General features: G+C 39.2%; 16 protein-coding genes. 4 read left to right on the forward strand and 12 right to left on the reverse strand.

The genetic code is table 11. From position 1 onward, the window contains the following. Positions 1-1,356: 1,356 nt before the first annotated feature. The 4 genes from ACM03V_RS23460 to tnpA form a co-directional block, all read right to left on the reverse strand. Positions 1,357-2,037, reverse strand: coding sequence for a hypothetical protein (locus tag ACM03V_RS23460; RefSeq protein WP_414623212.1), 681 nt, complete (start codon positions 2,035-2,037; stop codon positions 1,357-1,359). 138 nt (positions 2,038-2,175) lie between these two features. Further along, positions 2,176-3,258, reverse strand: a complete 1,083-nt coding sequence (locus ACM03V_RS23465; RefSeq protein WP_414623213.1) for a D-alanine--D-alanine ligase family protein — start codon at positions 3,256-3,258, stop codon at positions 2,176-2,178. A 428-nt stretch (positions 3,259-3,686) separates the two neighbouring features. After that, on the reverse strand, positions 3,687-3,851 hold the full coding sequence (locus ACM03V_RS23470; protein WP_414623214.1) for a type II toxin-antitoxin system VapC family toxin: 165 nt from the start codon (positions 3,849-3,851) through the stop codon (positions 3,687-3,689). A 129-nt stretch (positions 3,852-3,980) separates the two neighbouring features. Then, a complete protein-coding gene (gene tnpA / locus ACM03V_RS23475) occupies positions 3,981-4,385 on the reverse strand; it encodes an IS200/IS605 family transposase (RefSeq protein ID WP_414623215.1) in 405 nt (134 codons plus the stop codon). Between the two features lie 121 nt (positions 4,386-4,506). On the opposite strand from tnpA, the gene ACM03V_RS23480 reads away from it, so the two are divergent. Then, positions 4,507-5,919 carry an RNA-guided endonuclease TnpB family protein gene (locus ACM03V_RS23480; RefSeq protein ID WP_414623216.1) on the forward strand — a complete coding sequence of 471 codons (1,413 nt, stop codon included), beginning with the start codon at positions 4,507-4,509 and terminating at the stop codon, positions 5,917-5,919. Positions 5,920-5,983: 64 nt separating this feature from the next. On the opposite strand, the gene ACM03V_RS23485 is transcribed toward ACM03V_RS23480, so the two are convergent. From ACM03V_RS23485 to ACM03V_RS23495, 3 genes are all read right to left on the reverse strand, one after another. Next, complete coding sequence (locus ACM03V_RS23485) at positions 5,984-6,289, reverse strand: hypothetical protein (RefSeq protein WP_414623217.1); 306 nt, start codon at positions 6,287-6,289, stop codon at positions 5,984-5,986. Next, positions 6,286-6,663 (reverse strand): type II toxin-antitoxin system HicB family antitoxin, encoded by a 378-nt coding sequence (locus tag ACM03V_RS23490; RefSeq protein WP_414623218.1) that lies wholly within the window; start codon positions 6,661-6,663, stop codon positions 6,286-6,288. Before ACM03V_RS23490 ends, ACM03V_RS23485 begins: the two co-directional genes overlap by 4 nt. 474 nt (positions 6,664-7,137) lie before the next feature. After that, positions 7,138-8,178, reverse strand: a complete 1,041-nt coding sequence (locus ACM03V_RS23495) for a CHAT domain-containing protein (RefSeq protein WP_414623219.1) — start codon at positions 8,176-8,178, stop codon at positions 7,138-7,140. 353 nt (positions 8,179-8,531) lie between these two features. Between ACM03V_RS23495 and ACM03V_RS23500 the strand changes: the two genes are divergently transcribed. Next, complete coding sequence (locus ACM03V_RS23500) at positions 8,532-8,864, forward strand: hypothetical protein (protein WP_414623220.1); 333 nt, start codon at positions 8,532-8,534, stop codon at positions 8,862-8,864. A gap of 129 nt (positions 8,865-8,993) precedes the next feature. Here the strand turns inward: ACM03V_RS23500 and ACM03V_RS23505 are convergent, their stop codons facing one another. From ACM03V_RS23505 to miaB, 3 genes are all read right to left on the reverse strand, one after another. After that, complete coding sequence (locus ACM03V_RS23505) at positions 8,994-10,727, reverse strand: hypothetical protein (protein WP_414623221.1); 1,734 nt, start codon at positions 10,725-10,727, stop codon at positions 8,994-8,996. A 402-nt stretch (positions 10,728-11,129) separates the two neighbouring features. Further along, on the reverse strand, positions 11,130-11,339 hold the full coding sequence (locus ACM03V_RS23510; protein WP_414623222.1) for a toxin-antitoxin system, antitoxin component, Xre family protein: 210 nt from the start codon (positions 11,337-11,339) through the stop codon (positions 11,130-11,132). Between the two features lie 60 nt (positions 11,340-11,399). Further along, positions 11,400-12,803, reverse strand: coding sequence for a tRNA (N6-isopentenyl adenosine(37)-C2)-methylthiotransferase MiaB (gene miaB / locus ACM03V_RS23515; RefSeq protein ID WP_414623223.1), 1,404 nt, complete (start codon positions 12,801-12,803; stop codon positions 11,400-11,402). Between the two features lie 54 nt (positions 12,804-12,857). Between miaB and ACM03V_RS23520 the strand changes: the two genes are divergently transcribed. After that, positions 12,858-13,064, forward strand: coding sequence for an immunity 17 family protein (locus ACM03V_RS23520; protein ID WP_414623224.1), 207 nt, complete (start codon positions 12,858-12,860; stop codon positions 13,062-13,064). 397 nt (positions 13,065-13,461) lie between these two features. Here ACM03V_RS23520 and ACM03V_RS23525 read toward each other — a convergent pair whose 3' ends face one another. Beyond that, positions 13,462-14,868, reverse strand: coding sequence for a carotenoid oxygenase family protein (locus ACM03V_RS23525; RefSeq protein WP_414623225.1), 1,407 nt, complete (start codon positions 14,866-14,868; stop codon positions 13,462-13,464). Positions 14,869-15,115: 247 nt separating this feature from the next. Here ACM03V_RS23525 and ACM03V_RS23530 point away from each other — a divergent pair, with 247 nt between their 5' ends. Beyond that, positions 15,116-15,328 (forward strand): hypothetical protein, encoded by a 213-nt coding sequence (locus ACM03V_RS23530; RefSeq protein ID WP_414623226.1) that lies wholly within the window; start codon positions 15,116-15,118, stop codon positions 15,326-15,328. 13 nt (positions 15,329-15,341) lie between these two features. Here the strand turns inward: ACM03V_RS23530 and ACM03V_RS23535 are convergent, their stop codons facing one another. Continuing rightward, the gene (locus ACM03V_RS23535; RefSeq protein WP_414623227.1) at positions 15,342-15,929 is read right to left on the reverse strand and encodes a hypothetical protein; all 588 of its coding nucleotides are present in this window, start codon (positions 15,927-15,929) and stop codon (positions 15,342-15,344) included. Positions 15,930-16,039 lie beyond the last annotated feature (110 nt).

The following is a 16,039-nucleotide window of genomic DNA, read 5'->3' on the forward strand; positions in this document are numbered from 1 at the left end:
AGTTATTCTTCCCCCTCTCCCCATCTCCCCACCTCCCCATCCCACCATGCCCCATCTCCCCATCTCCCCAAAAAATAAGAGTGGGAGGATGCATATCACAAGCATTCACTCCCACCCTTACGTTTACTGCTGAAGCGTTCTGGAATACGTACAAACATTGCCCTGATTTTGGGGGCTGTTTTTGGGTCAACGCAATCTTTGTACGCGGTTGGTATTCCTAGTGCAGCAAACTAAACTTTATATTTTTAATTTTTTTTTGATTGACAATTATCTAGTTCTTTTGTTAGAATATGTATCCCTTAAAGAAAAGATAATTTAGTGGTAAAAAGTGTATCACCCTTTTGTTATTAAAGTGATACACCCTGATAACAACACCCTTGAAGTCGTTTATCTTGATTAAAGATAACTGAGTAAATTGGAAGTTAGTTGCCATTTTGGCAGGTTTCTCAATTTGTTTTGAAAAGAAAGCAATAAAGCTGTTAATTGCTTGATTTCTCGCGGATTTTTGATGTAAAACCTTTAATCCTGGTTGAATCGCTATATTTTGTAATGCATTCTCCTACTTTCAAAACCTTTTCATTGCCGGGTAAAGGTAGGGGATAGGGAGTAGAAAGAAGATTTTTGAAGTTCTAGTTTTTAGTTATAGTCGTTCTAATTAATTTCTGTAGGGCTGTCTTCTATTTGGAATTGCTATAAAAGCAAAGTTGCCTTGACCAAAATCTTGCACCAATCTCAACAAGTCTTGTAAACCGCCTTGGAATAAATTCCAAGGCTAAAACATAAAGTCTTCTAAAGAAGACTGAGCAAGGCTTTTAGTACGTTAAAACGTACTTTGTATATTAGCCGCATCAATTGATTTCTCTGTTCGATGCGCCTCCGGCTTACGAGGCGGTTGTGAAAGCTTAACGACATTGGTGCAAGATATCAGTTTTAACGTACTTTGCCTGCTGAGCCGCATCAATTGATTTCTCTGTTCGATGCGCCTCCGGCTTACAAGGCGAGTCTTTGGGCTTAACGATTTTAAGATGCATTCCGGTGAAATTAATAGTCGGAGTGCGAGCCGGAAAGCTCACTCGATAATACCGAGCTTTCTATTCCCCATTCCCCATTCCTAATTCCATACAAAAAACACGCGTATCGATAGTAACTCCTCGAAAGCGTGGATCGTAATCACAAACCTGAATTTTTACTTTTAATACTTAGCTTTTAAACAATTAGTTAAATTTGACTAATTAAGTTCTTGATTACCTTTATTTAAGAATTTTAGCTCTTAACACTTTTTTCTGTTCCCCGTCTCCTGTTCGCTTTTTTAGAACATCTAATACCGCATAACAAGTACGGAAGAACTATTAATTATTACTTACGTAACATTGAAGACAAAGATGTCTGCTTACGAATATCCATTATGTCAGCCAATGAATCTTGATTTTGTTGATTCGGCTTAAAATTGTGTTCTGGTGGTAAAACTGTGACAACAGGCTTTGGTAATGGTTTTTTTGGAGGCATAGCCATTATAGGAGTTCTGCGAGGTCCCGGTGGGCGAGGAGGTGCTTTCCTTTTTGGTAAACGTGCTTCCATCGCTTGAAAGCGTCTCTGTGCTAAACGTATTTCATCACGATTAACAACCTGCCTCTTGACTTTTTGTTTTTTCCTCGGACGATTCAGAACTTTCAAAATCACTAAACATCCACTAGCACAACTGAGAGCGATCGCAGCTACCATCCATAAAGGTATGGAGTTTTTGCTTTCTTCATTTCCAGCAGGTGCTTGCGGTGGTATTACCTCAGTCTGTAATGTTTCCGAGTCTTTACGCTTTATGCTTTCATCGACATAACCCAAGCTATATATCGATAGGGCACCCCCTCCCAAAAACATTAATAGCAAACCAGCCAAAAATAGCCAGGGGTAATGCATGAACAAATAGATCGCTACATTTCTAAACCTGTTTATTTTGCTTGCCGGTTCGCTATTGTCTGAAACGGGTGCGGACTCTTTGACTTCAGACGACTCCTGCTGTACACTCTGAGTGTTTTGCATGGCTTTTTTCAGATTTGTACTTCTCAAGATATAAATTGTACTAAAGTACGAAGGTTTCACGTATCCGTATTCACCATCTTAATTTAAGTAGTCTCTTTGATAAATTTAGACTACTTAATCTGCTTTTTTCAATAATATTCAGGTGCTTAAAGCTACCGGACTTTTTTCTGAAACTGAATTTATTTTTATTGCGAATTGAACGAGCCGATCAACTAACTCTGGAAAAGAAACGCCACTGCTCGCCCAAAGTTGCGGATACATACTTGTTGCCGTAAATCCGGGCAGAGTATTGATTTCGTTAATTAAAATTTCTCCTGTAGCTTCGACATAGAAGAAGTCTACTCGTGCTAAACCAGCGCAGTCAAGAGTGGTAAATGCTTTTATTGCTTGCTCTTTAATTTGCTTTATTACAGCATCTGGTAATGGTGCGGGAATCAGTAAATCTGCTTTACCGCTAGTATATTTAGTGTCATAATCATAAAAGTCGCTTTCGTAAGTGATTTCACCGACGCTCGAAGCTTTGGGGCTATCATTGCCCAAAACAGCGCATTCAACTTCTCTCGCAGTTACCCCAGCTTCTACAATAATTCTTCTGTCGTAACTTGCCGCACTATCCAAAGCGGCTTCTAATTCCGAGCGCGATCGCACTTTTGCGATACCCACGGATGAACCCAAATTTGCGGGTTTAACGAAACAAGGATAACCCAAAGTTTGCTCGATGTCATCGCAGAGCTTGGGGAAGACGCAAGGATTTGACCAAATTTGCTCTCTAGTAAGCGCCATATACTTAACTTGCGGCAATCCGGCTTGAGCAAATACGGATTTCATGGCAATTTTATCCATACCAGCAGCCGAACCCAACACCCCAGAACCCACAAATGGAACTTGCATCAAGCTGAGCAATCCTTGAATAGTACCATCTTCCCCATTTGGGCCGTGAAGAATAGGGAACCATACATCAACAGTTTCCGCTTCTGCGGGAAATTGCCAAAGTTTGGGTTTAGATTCACAAGATAATGCAACTCCGGAGGCTAAAACCTGACGCGCTATATCGGGAGATTGCCAAGAACCATCTTTTTTAATATAAAAAGGCAGTAATTCGTACTTCGATGCGTTTTCCTCAGCGCTTAAAGCTCCAGCTATTGCTTTAGCTGAAACTATAGAAACTTCGTGTTCTCCAGATACGCCGCCAAAAAGTAAACCTACCCTTAATTTTGTCATCTTGAATACTTAAATATAATAGCTAATTGCAGATAGGTTATCACAACCTATTAAAATTGCTGAATTTTTTTGATTACATAATCATTACGTAACCTTTAAACAACAAAAACCCAGTCATAACGACCGGGTTTTTGAAGGTTTCATATAAGAAGAGGGGCCATAGTTCCCCAGTTAAATATAGTTAGCAAGCAATAACTAGCTCATCTAAGATAGGATACCGATAGTGGAATGTCAATTCCGGAAAGTTTAAAAGTTTTTTGAAATCAATTTTGGAATAGTGGTAGTGGTAGGTTGGGTTAGACGCACGACAAAATTTAACGATTAACCAATTCATTTATATCGCGTCGTAACCCAACAAAGCGTGTTGTGATTCGATTTGAAATTACCCAGCATACATTTTTAGGTAAAGCGCCTTGTTTGAAAGAAATTTATCCGTTTTCTTCGGGAAGAGCTACCGTCCAATCTTCAAACTGTAAATCGGGTACGCGAGAAAAATCTCTTTGATTCCGCGTTACCAAAATTCCATCATTAGAAATGACAATTGACGCAATTCGTAAATCTTGCGTACCAATACGAATTTTTTGACGCAACAATTGAGAATAACAATTAGCAGCTTCTTGTGAAAAGCCAATTAAATTAATACCTGAAAATAATGCGGGAAAAAGATAGCCCCGTAAATTTATTTCGGGGTGGAATTTTGACGCGAGCGAATTTATTCGCCTTCAATAATGATGTGGGTCATTAATATATTTTTCAATAACCGCACTACTAACTTTTCCGGTCGTATCGTAAAAATAAGCGTGAGTCCATAACGCAGGAATTTTTAATAAGTGAGGAAATTCCTTCCTTAGATATCTGCTCGAACGACCTTTAAAAGCTTTCACTATTTGATTTATAGCCGTGTCCGGTTCATGTTCGATGAGTATATGAACATGGTCTGGGGCTATCTCTAGGCACTTTACAAACCATCCTTTTTCATTAGCTACATCTGTAATTATTTGATGCAGTCTTTTTTTTACATCCCCGATTAAAACTGGTTTGCGCCGTTTGGGAATCCAAACTAAATGAACTGTTGCACTGCCTACTGAATGGTTGTTATGTCGATATTTCCTATCCGCTGCTTTCATAAAAATAATGTATATAGCTTTAACCTGTTGACAACTATGATCAACTAAATTATAGTAGATAACAAGAGAACAAAAACAACATTTGGAGGTCGTTAGCGTAGCGTCACCGGAGGTGATACAAATGGCTCGGAGTACTACCCCATCTTTCATCACTGAACTTCCGCTAAAAGTTGATAGCAGGTTAGAGAAACAATTAAGCGCCTTATTTCAAGCTGCAAGACAACTATATAATGCTTGTCTCAATGAAGCTTTAATTCGGATGGAGTTAGTGCGTAATTCTGAGCTATATAAACAAGCTAGAAAACTTAATCGAGAGAAAGATAAAAAAGAACGTAAAGAGCTATTTAAAACAGTAAGGGAGCAATCAAGGTTTTCTGATTATGATTTGCAATCATTCGCCAACTTAACAGCGAAGTCGTCTAAATGGATTGCAGATAAACTTGATGCTCAGACTCAACAAAAACTTGCTACGAGAGCATTTAAAGCAGTCGAGCGAATTTTATTTGGGTTAGCTAAACAAGTACGCTTTAAAGTCCCTACTCGCTTTAAATCAGTAGAGGGCAAGTCAAATAAGCAGGGTTTGCGTTGGCTGAAAGACAATGTTGTATGGTGCGGATTAACTATAGAACCTATTATCGATTGGAACAACCTAGTATTAGTTCATGGCTTAAATTCACCTGTTAAATATTGCCGTATTTTATGGCGCAATCTTAATGGTAAAAAACGTTGGTATGTTCAATTAATTAATGAAGGACTACCCTACCGAAAACCGACTAACTACGTAACACAAGGGATTGTTGGACTAGATGTCAATATCGCGGCGGTTGCGTTTGTTGCTGATAATAAAGCAGGCTTGTTGCCGTTTGCTGAGAAAGTACCAACTTTTGAGCGCGAGATAAAAGCATTACAACGCTGTCTGGCACGTTCTCAAAGAATGCATAATCCAGATAATTTTGAACCTGACTTTGATAAAAAAGTTGGTAACAAAATTGTTCGCAAAAAAGGTAAAGTTAAGAAAGGTAAAAAGCAGTGGATAAAAACCAGAAACTATCGTCGGATACAAGCTAAAAAAGCAGAACTAGAACGTCGTAAATCTAGTTATGCAAAGTCACAAAATCGTAAATTAGTTAATGAGATTTTACGTTATGGCAATAAGATTAAAACTGAGAAGGTCAGTATAAAAGGTTGGCAGAAGCGCTACGGTAAAGCAATAAGCGCTAAGTCACCAGGTTTTTTTCAATCCGAACTTAAACGCAAAGCTGGAAACGCTGGCGGTTATTTTCTAACATTTTCTACTCAAACAACCGCGCTATCACAAACTCATTTAGATGGCACTCGCATCAAAAAATCGCTATCTGAAAGGGTGCATAAAGATGTAACCGGGTTTGTGATGCACCGCGATTTGTTCTCAGCGTTTTTGAGTCGATGCGTTTATAACAACAAGTTGTCACTTTGGGATGCTCAATGTGAATATCCAGGGACGGAGCCGTTCTTGTTAGACGGGTGGCAACAATATCAATCTGCGAACAAGTAGCCTAGTGTGAAAGTAGGGATAGTTATAGTCCCGTACTAGCAGATGTCTAATAAAGGTACAGCCTCTAACCAGATAAGTCAGAAGGACTAAAAGTTAGAAGGTAATGCCTGAATCCGCGTCTATTTATAGCGCGGAGTGGCTCAATATCAAAGAAGTTGTATGTCGCTTGCAGTCTGGAATATGCTATTACCAATTTATCCGCAGAATCAGCTTTCCTAATTACATTAAATCTTCCTCGAACTTGCTCTTCAAATGTAATAATTGTCACAGATATGTTTTCAGGAGAAATTGTACTAATACGTTTGTTAATATTAGGATGCCCATTTTGGAAAAGTGACACCGAATCGGTATCTAATATCCACAAACTCACGATTGTTTCCCTTCTTCTGCATCAAGTTGGCGATAATACTCTTCCGTTTCTGAATCGAGTTCTCTACGATACTCTTCAATATGTGCTAAAACCTCATCAAACATGGGGTCATCCTTAAACATCCCCGCAAATTTCATCCACGGATGCTCTGTTGTTGGTGTTTCTATCTCTTGGGTAACTATATCTACATTTTTTAATCGATTTTCCATAAATTCATGCAAACTATTAATTGCTTCTTCTTTTGTTGTCGCAAATACTTGACAATCTGGTAAACCCCAAACTGTTGCTTGATATCCACCTTCTTTGGCTTCAATTAATATTGAATAATTTAGTTTGTCCGTTTGAGTAGTATTTTTGATTAAGTTAGTAGTCATATTTAAGTATTTGTAGGGTAATTTGCGGCGAAGTCATATCTCTATTTCATTTTAATATCCCTTATTCGCCGTAACGTATCATCCAACATCAAATTGTTAAACCAACCAAACCTAACAATTTATGCCAATTATCACCCAACCAAGCAGTAATTGTAGGTTGGGTTAGACGCACGACAAGATTTAACGATTAACCAATTATTTTATATCGCGTCGTAACCCAACAAAGCGCATTGTGAGTTGACGATATCGAATTGCACGGGAGCATCGAAAAAATAAGCATATCAAATTGTCAAACCAACCAAACCTAACAATTTATGCCAATTATCACCCAACCAAGCAGTAATTGTAGGTTGGGTTAGACGCACGACAAGATTTAACGATTAACCAATTATTTTATATCGCGTCGTAACCCAACAAAGCGCATTGTGAGTTGACGATATCGAATTGCACGGGAGCATCGAAAAAATAAGCATATCAAATTGTCAAACCAACCAAACCTAACAATTTATGCCAATTATCACCCAACCAAGCAGTAGTTTTAGCCAAGTGGGGCTGGATTTTTTCTACCACAGAAGCAAACCCTTCAGCTTTCTTAGCATATTTCAAGGCTCGGTTTAAGGCTTCACCCACTTCATCTTTATCTGCCTGTGGTTTTTTTATTTCTTCCTGGGCATCTTCAAAGGCATTTTCTATTTTACGACGGTCTGAGGTTTTTAATTTCTCTATTATTTCACGTAAGGTGTTGAGTTCTGCTTGGATGTTGACGGTTTCAGGTGCGGGTAAACTGACTTGTTGATAATTTATGTTGGCAGTGTCGTAATCTCCTGTTTGAATTGCACTACCAGTAACGCTACCTCCAACGGAAACTGAACGATTTTGCGAGCCTTGGTTATCGTTACTCATATCATTATTCTTGTCAGATTTTACAGGCTTGATTGGCTGTTCCCTTTGATAACGTCGTCGCCGAATTTTTATTTCTGGGGTTGCATATTCTGGAATTCCTTGTAAGTCAATGGAAGTGCAACCCATATCAAAACAATCTTGGTAATCTCTCCCGCTAAATAAAGCAGTATAAAATCCGACGCTAAATTTAATCGCGGCTTTATCTCCAATCGCCTGATTCATCCCCACCACGCAATCAATATGTTGGTGAATTGCAGCGGCTTGTGTTTCGCTATAGCAGGCGTTGAGTACAACACATTCAACCTGTTGTTGAAATAAATCAAATAGCTTTGCCAGAGCTTGGGTACTTACAAGTTGTTGGTGTCCATAATTATCTTCCAAGGCTAATCCATCAGTACCAGAACCATGTCCGGAAAAGTGAACGATTGTTGGTTGATGGTGAGATAGGAAGCGGGTTAAATCGTCAACTTGTAGGGCAGATTCGGTGATGATTTCAAATTCGTCTCGATGGGGAGATAGTTGCAGCGTGTTTTTTATTTCCCGCACCTCTTCATCTAAGCGGAGATTACTTGTGTTTTTCGGGTTGGCGGAGAGGATGAGGATTTTTGTCATGGTGTTACCGGGACTTAAACAAAAATTAATTGTATATTTGTCATTGCGAGTGGAGCGTAGCGTAACGAAGCAATCTCAGCACTTTGCGATTGCTTCACGCAGTGAACAATGACAAGCATTTTAACTGACATCTTGCACCATTCTCGTTAAGCCCCAAATCCCGCCTTGTAAGCCGGAGGCGCATCGAACAGAGAAATCAATTTCAAGGCTGATATACAAAGTACGTTGAAAACGTACTAAAATGCTTGCCTAGTCAGATTTATCTGACTTTGCTTTTTAGCCTGGGAATTTATTCCAAGGCGGTTGTTGATAATGGTGCAAGATGTAAGTTTTAAAGGACATGAGATGACAGATTGACGGATGATGGGATTACCCAATGGCATCCGGCATTTCTATCGTTAGGACGGACGTTGGAAGAATGTGCAGCGAGATACCGAGGATTTTGCAAAAAATATAAACCAAAGGCTAAACCTGAGAAACGCTACCACTGGGGAAGCAAACTGTTACAAAAAGTTGCCAAGGGTAAAGGGAAGAAGAAAACTTCACCGGGACAAATGCGGCTACCTTGGGATGATTGGGAAGTTGTAGATTCGGAAGTAAGTCAGGTCGCCGAAAAGTTCGTGATGGCAAACTGCTATGACCCCAAAATAGCGATACAGTTTTTACAAAAAAATAGCGATCTTTAGGTGCCAGGTATCGAATTCTACGTTTTCGTAAAAAAGTTTCTATTTACAAATCTCAACAAGGAACTTAAACGCCTATATGTTAATGTACTAAATGTAGATTGGAATGTATCTACGAAACGATTATCATTTTCACCTTCCCTCAATACATTTCACAACCTCCATCGCTTTATTCCTTGTAGATTCCACGAATGTTTCATATTCTAGCTCCTCTGCTCTGGGTAGTGTTTTGAGTGCGCTGTACATCACTTTTGTGCAGTCTAATTGACGTTTTACTTCTCTTGTCTGTATCATTGCAAAACCAAATAATCCCAAAGCTAAAACAAAACCCACGGCCAGTCCTAAAATAGTCCGTCGTCTTGCACGTTCCCGTTGGTTTTGTTCCCTATCTCTGAGTATTATACTTTTCTTAACAAACTCTTCCTCACCTTGAGCAAGGTGATCTTGACACTGCTTGAGCTTTTCTTCCGCCTCCGCTAACGCTGCACCCCGCAACAATGCCCCTTCATCCCGTTGCGTCTCTTCCCATTGATGTATTCGAGAACGCAGCCCTTCTTGCCAAACGCGAAAACTCCTGTCTGTGTCCATCCATTGCCGTAATTCACCCCAGTTACGAATCAATGCCTCATGGACAACCTCTACTGTCTCTTGATTATCAGCATTACGACTTGTTACCACCAATCGCGCATCTGCTAATTGCTTTACTAATCCCCAATTTGCTTGACTCAATTCGGCTTTAGTTGCCAATCTTCGCGTATCTTCTGTACCTTCTCCTGGACGGACTAATTGGATAAAAATTCGCTGTACCTGTTCTTGCTCAGTTTTACTCAATTTGCGATAATTTTCATCTGCATGACGAGCCAAGGCACCTTTTACCTCACCAATTTCCTCATAAGCAGCATGAGTTAACTGTTTACGCTTTCGGCGTTTCCACAATTCCGTTAATGCAAATTCCAACAGAGGTAAATTTCCCGGTTCATCTTCCACGTCATCCAAAATGCGTTGTACCAATCCAGCTTCAAAACTCACTCCTAACTTGTCAGCAGGCTTTTCAATTACCTGTGTAAGTTCCTCACGGTTCATTGACCTGACTTTGATGTCAGTATTTCGCAACAATTCCCCAAATTGAGGATAGGAAAGAGCATTCCCTAAGAAATCTGCCCGCATTGTTGCAACTAGCACATGATTATATTGAGATTGAGCAGAGCAAGATTGAAAGCTGGCTAATAAAGTATCTAGAAAACTATGACGAATCTTATTATCCGCGCATAAAGTATAAATTTCTTCAAATTGGTCTGCAATCAACAACACCCGATGATTGGGATGCTGGCGCTGGATATGGGAAAGTATATTAGGAAGAGTGATATCACCATTCCCCAAGGATTTTGCTAGCTTGCTAGTTTGAACTATCTGTGTAGTAGAATCGCCAGACGTATAAAGTGGAACTAACGCCTCAGCCAAAGCATAAAAAGGTTCAGAACCGGGACGAAAATGAGTAAATAACCAATGACCTTCATTTTGCAATTTTGGTACTAATCCAGCCAACACCACCGAAGATTTACCACTTCCCGATGCGCCCAACACGGGTATAAAATTACGGGTTTGAGTTGCAACAAATAGTTCTTGTACAAATACCTCACGTCCAAAGAAAACATCCGCATCATCAGGACCAAAGTGAAACAAACCACGATAAGGGCAGGGAAGATTTTCATCAGCAGTGTCAGTAGATGCAACAGGTGTTACTGTTGTCTGTTCGCGGTAATAGTAATTGGTGATGGTGATAGTCGCAGTATTGCTATTACCAGGAATAATTACGCTTTCTTTCACATCCCGACCAATTTCGACACTGCGATTTTCTTCTGTCATCCTTTTCTCACTTATGAGTTCTGTACTGCTGGTACAGGTTTAATCCGTCATACTAAATATATAGGTGACAGTACAAACAACATATGCATCTAGATGAGTCAACTTTGGTATATTGGCTTACTCTGCAATAATTATTTACTACAGTTGTAGGTTGGGTTAGACGCACAAAAAGATAATGATTAACCTTATGATTTATATTGCGTCGTAACCCAACATAAATTTTTGGATGAAGCGCGTTGTTTTGTTAGGTATTTTATATTGTTTTTAATTGAATTATTTGGTTTAATCTCTAAATTATGTTGGGTTGCGCTATGTCCTTAAGTCCTTCCGGGACGACCTTCGGTACGGAAACGCTTCGCTAACGCTTAACCCAACCTACGAACTAAAACAACATCACCAAATTTATAATTGATCATATTCAGCGTCTTCAGGATTATCCCAAATTTTTTGCAGCGTTGCTTCGGAAAGCTTGGTAGCAGCTAGGGTAAGGTTATAATCTTCATTTTGCTCAGATAAGGAATCAATAAAATTTTCAACCAGCACCACTTGTTCCGGAATTAGCTGACGTATTTTTTCGATTAATCTTTGTTCGGGTATTTTATCAGTTTGCATTGCTTGTATCCTCAAATTGTAGGGAGACGTAGCAGTGCTACGTCTCTACACCATTATTAATCAAACACCCACAACTTCCCGCACTTCGACAATTTCCCCTGTCAAACTAAACGGACGCACTGCGTTAATTTTCACTTTCACAATCTTCCCTTTAAGCTCATTAATATCACCACTAAAGAAAGTTAAACGATTTCCTCTTGTACGGCCCATTACTTGATTTTTATCTTTGGGATTCTCATCTTCAACCAAAACTTCTTCAATACGTCCCATGTATCTTTCCGAACGTTCGGCTGCTTTGACATTGACAAGATGATTCAACCTCTGCAATCGATCGCTTTTAACTTCTTCGCTCAATTGTTCTTCCCATTCCGCCGCAGGTGTATTTGGGCGTGGTGAATATGCAGCGGTATTTAATAAATCAAAACTGATATCTTCCGTTAATTGCATCGTCTTCTGAAACTGTTCTTCCGTCTCCCCAGGGAAAGCCACAATTGCATCCGCAGTAATTGAAGCATCTGGCATATACTCGCGAACTTTATCAATAATTCGACGGTATTTTTCATGAGTATAACCCCTTGCCATCCGCTTCAATACTTCGTTATCTCCCGATTGAAAAGGTATATGAAAATGCTCGCAAACTTTGGGTAATTCAGCGCAAGCTTTAATTAATCTTTCAGTAAAATAACGGGGATGAGATGTAGCAAATCTAATTCTTTCAATGCCGGGTACATCGTGGATGTAATAAAGCAAATCCGTCAAAGTGTTCTCACGACGACCTTCTGGAGTTATCCCCGGTAAATCTCTTCCGTAAGCGTCAATATTTTGACCGAGTAAAGTAATTTCCTTATAACCCTGTCTGCCCAACTCTTCCATTTCGGCGCGAATTGCTTCCGGTGTCCGCGACTGCTCCACACCGCGCACCCCCGGAACCACGCAATAAGTACAGCGTTCGTTACAGCCGTAAATTACATTTACCCAAGCAGTTACCTTACTATCCCGGCGCGGCTTGGTGATATCTTCCATAATATGCACCGGATCGGTTGCCACAACTTGAGAGCCAGCATACACTTGATCGAGCAAATCTTTCAAACGGTTAGCGTGTTGAGGCCCCATTACCAAATCTAATTCCGGAACCCTTCTTAATAACGTTTCTCCTTCCTGCTGCGCCACACAACCGGCTATAACCAAAGTTAAATCCGGCTTCTTGCGCTTCCGTTTCGCTTGTCTGCCCAAATAAGAATAGACTTTTTGCTCCGCATTATCCCGGATAGAGCAAGTATTACAAATAACTATATCCGCATCGTATTGGTCTTCCGACCACTCAAAGCCCATGTCTTCTAAAATGCCAGCCATCCGTTCTGAGTCGGCTTTATTCATCTGGCAACCGAAGGTAGTAATGTGGTATTGGCGTTTAGTGATCGTTGGTAGTTTTTCGTTTGGAGATGTAGTTTTTACTGATTTCATGATCAATTTTAATAAAGTACTTTAGGTAAATAAAATTATCGAGACTATAAAAAGATGGAAGAAATACTTATTTGCATCTTGATTATATTAGCGGGTTTATTCTCAGTCGCAGCTAGTTATTTTAACTGGGATTGGTATTTTAACAATTATCGCGCTCGCTTCCTGGTTAAAATAATCGGTCGTAAAGGCGCACGAATATTTTACACGGTTTTCGGATTGTTCCTCGTTGGTATGGCAGTAGCTATTTTACTCGGCAGTTAAAAGTTGTTTTGATTGGCGATCGCTCTATTCGCAGTTTTATAATACAATATACTACAGTGTCGGTTTGTAGTAAGCGATTTATCGCTTTAATCCCTTCCCGGTGAAAGATTTACTTGTAAAAAACCTTACTAGACGTAGAAGAAAGATATAGAGAGATAGGTAATTATAGATTTGAGATAAGTACCTGGGTGTAAATAAACATAACTATAATGATGTCATTACGAGGAGGTACGACGAAGTAATCGCAAGGATTTCAGCTTTTTTTACATTCTGTTACATAGTCATATTTAATTGTACCTACCTACTTAATAGTAAATAATCCAAAAAAAGAAAAGGTTCGTAGTTGCGCTTTAGCGCCTCTTAGCCGGAAGCGAAGACGGCGCAACTACGAGCCTAATTAAGCATCTTTCCAAGTACCGTGAAAACCGGGAGGAATTACACTAGGTAAACTCAATTTACAAACGGGTTTTTCATTTAACTTATCGGCATCAAATATCCATAATTCGCTACTATCAGAATTCCCATCATAAACAACCGTAAAAATGAAATTATGCGCGTAAATTGGTTCGGAAGGATAAAGATTTTCGCCAAAGTTTGCTTCAGTAATAGTATCAGTTTGATGGTCAAACCGTGCAATACTATTCAATATCTCTTTACTAATATCAGTACCTTCCTTAACTGTAGAAAGATAAGTATATCGAGAGAATTTTCCGACATTTTGCTGGGGTACGATAGGAAATTCGCAATGTCGATCAAATAATGTTTTTATATTACTAACTTTACCAGTTTGCGGATTTAAACAAACCCGCGCTAACTTACTTTTTGAAGCAGTATGAGTTTCACCAGTGGCAACCTCTTTAAGAAATTGATTGGTTTGAAAATCTTCATAACTAGCAATATCGACAATTACAGCACCGCTATCATCCATATAAGCATTAGAAAAATGCCATTGAAACCAAGGCTCCGTCTCGCTACGGCTGACAATATTAAGATCGCGATCGCAAACTAAAATTTGAGTACCTTTACTTGGCTGCCATTCCAAAGCATCGCTAAAACAGCTTAATCCAATTGCTGGCATTAATAAATTTAACCGCACCGGAGCAATAAAAAATATTAAATATTCTCCCGCTAAAACAAAATCATGCAATAAAGGTACACCATCTAATTGATGTACCGCTTTCTTGGTAATTTTTCCCGTAGCATCGCTTTTATAAATATTAAGAGTTGCATTCAAACCAGGTGAAACACCAAAATTAAAAATTTCTCCCGTCTCAGAATCAACCTTCGGATGTGCGGAATAAGCTCCACCATCCAATCCCCCCAAATCATCTTTTCCTAAAGTTTCGAGATTTTGTAAATCAAGTGCGTGGGGGTTTCCACCTTCCCACAAAGCCAAAAGTTTATCTGGTAAAGCCAAAACCGAAGTATTAGCAGCATTTTTAATTGGTTTCAACCACTGATTCCAAACTGCTCCCGGTGCCGTCATTCCATAATTCCCGTAAAGCAATTTACCCGCACTTGCTTCTTCCTTAAATCCTTCAGTTTGTACATAACGGTAAACAGCAGTTGCATTACCCCCAGTAAAATGAACCGCCAGAATTGCACCATCACCATCAAACCAATGCCCCACAGAAATACCACCACGCTCAAATCTTCCCGGCCCGTTGCGATAAAGGGTACCATTTAAACTTGCGGGTATTTCACCTTCAATTATTGAAAGTGGAGTTAAAGGAAATTCCGTTGCAGGCTTTTGAAAAGCTTTAGCCCAGGCTTTTTTTGCTGATGACTTTTGAACTGTTTGCATATTAAATCAACTTGAAGCAGTTATACAATAATTTTAATATTTAATTCTTCTAACTTGCATATAGAACAATCTATTTCTCTCTACCTCTTCCCTCAGCGCTCTCCGCGTCTCTGCGGCTTTTTAAATCTTTTATTTTAGAATTAAAACGAACTATTTAATCTCAGTTAACAAATGCTCTCCTGTCGCAGCCTTATTTTACGCTCTAAAACCCGAACTTGCAGATAGAATTCCGGGTTTTATGGGCAATATGTTTATTCGTAAAAATGAAATTAAGCAAACTTTGAATTTAGTTGAAGAGATATTTAATGCAACCTATTATCAAACCTTAAATTTTAAAGCAAGCAGCTTAATTATGGGTACCGATGATACTTTTAATGTATTAAATGCATTGCCGAAAGCTATTACAAGTGCCAATGAAAAAAGTTGCAGCTTGTTAACTTTGGCAATGCATCCCTGGTAATTAAAAAAACTGGCTATTGCCTAAATCTTGAAATCAACTCCTCGCGAGATAACTGTATTAACAACGGTGTAAATTCGTCTGCTGTTAAACCTAATAGTGGTTGAATAATTGAATTTAATTCGTCGTCTAAATTACCAAATCTGGCTCGTAAGAAATTTTCGATAACGGTACGACGTTCGTTTTTAACTCCTTCTTGCAATCCTTCATTTCGTCCTTCTTGTTTCGCTTCTGCTAATCTTTCTAAATAAATCGGTGATAAATTCATCAGTACCTCTCTATCCTCTTCATCAGGAATTTGTTTAATTTCAATTTGAGTCTTTAAACTCAATAATAAATCAATTGCTTTATCCCGTAGGGGATTATTCTGGGGAAGCTTTTCTAATTCTTCGATGGCTCGTTGCTGTACTCTTCCTTTACCTAAAAGCCTTAACCATAAGGTTTCTGGTGTTTGGGGTAGCTGATGGATAGCAATAATTACGGTTTTGAGATGCTCTCCTAAAAAATGAACCCCTGTACCAAAATTCTCTTCGTCGAGGCTGGCTTTAAATCCATCTAATATTGTTGTAGATACGGTTGGGGATAAAATCCACAGTTTTGGCAAATTTTCTTCTTTTGTAGATACATTATCCCGTTTATTCTGGCGTTCGACATCGGCATTGACACTCCCAGCATTCCGCTTCGCTAAAATACTGGGATTCTTATTTCACTTAC

The organism is Calothrix sp. CCY 0018 (assembly GCF_963920925.1).
Taxonomy (GTDB): domain Bacteria; phylum Cyanobacteriota; class Cyanobacteriia; order Cyanobacteriales; family Nostocaceae; genus Rivularia.

Coding starts and splice junctions, on each gene's coding strand:
- ACM03V_RS23460 (WP_414623212.1), bottom strand. CDS start 2,037: ATGCAAAACACTCAGAGTGTACAGCAGGAGTCGTCTGAAGTCAAAGAG.
- ACM03V_RS23465 (WP_414623213.1), bottom strand. CDS start 3,258: ATGACAAAATTAAGGGTAGGTTTACTTTTTGGCGGCGTATCTGGAGAA.
- tnpA (WP_414623215.1), bottom strand. CDS start 4,385: ATGAAAGCAGCGGATAGGAAATATCGACATAACAACCATTCAGTAGGC.
- ACM03V_RS23480 (WP_414623216.1), top strand. CDS start 4,507: ATGGCTCGGAGTACTACCCCATCTTTCATCACTGAACTTCCGCTAAAA.
- ACM03V_RS23490 (WP_414623218.1), bottom strand. CDS start 6,663: ATGACTACTAACTTAATCAAAAATACTACTCAAACGGACAAACTAAAT.
- ACM03V_RS23495 (WP_414623219.1), bottom strand. CDS start 8,178: ATGACAAAAATCCTCATCCTCTCCGCCAACCCGAAAAACACAAGTAAT.
- ACM03V_RS23505 (WP_414623221.1), bottom strand. CDS start 10,727: ATGACAGAAGAAAATCGCAGTGTCGAAATTGGTCGGGATGTGAAAGAA.
- ACM03V_RS23510 (WP_414623222.1), bottom strand. CDS start 11,339: ATGCAAACTGATAAAATACCCGAACAAAGATTAATCGAAAAAATACGT.
- miaB (WP_414623223.1), bottom strand. CDS start 12,803: ATGAAATCAGTAAAAACTACATCTCCAAACGAAAAACTACCAACGATC.
- ACM03V_RS23520 (WP_414623224.1), top strand. CDS start 12,858: ATGGAAGAAATACTTATTTGCATCTTGATTATATTAGCGGGTTTATTC.
- ACM03V_RS23525 (WP_414623225.1), bottom strand. CDS start 14,868: ATGCAAACAGTTCAAAAGTCATCAGCAAAAAAAGCCTGGGCTAAAGCT.
- ACM03V_RS23530 (WP_414623226.1), top strand. CDS start 15,116: ATGTTTATTCGTAAAAATGAAATTAAGCAAACTTTGAATTTAGTTGAA.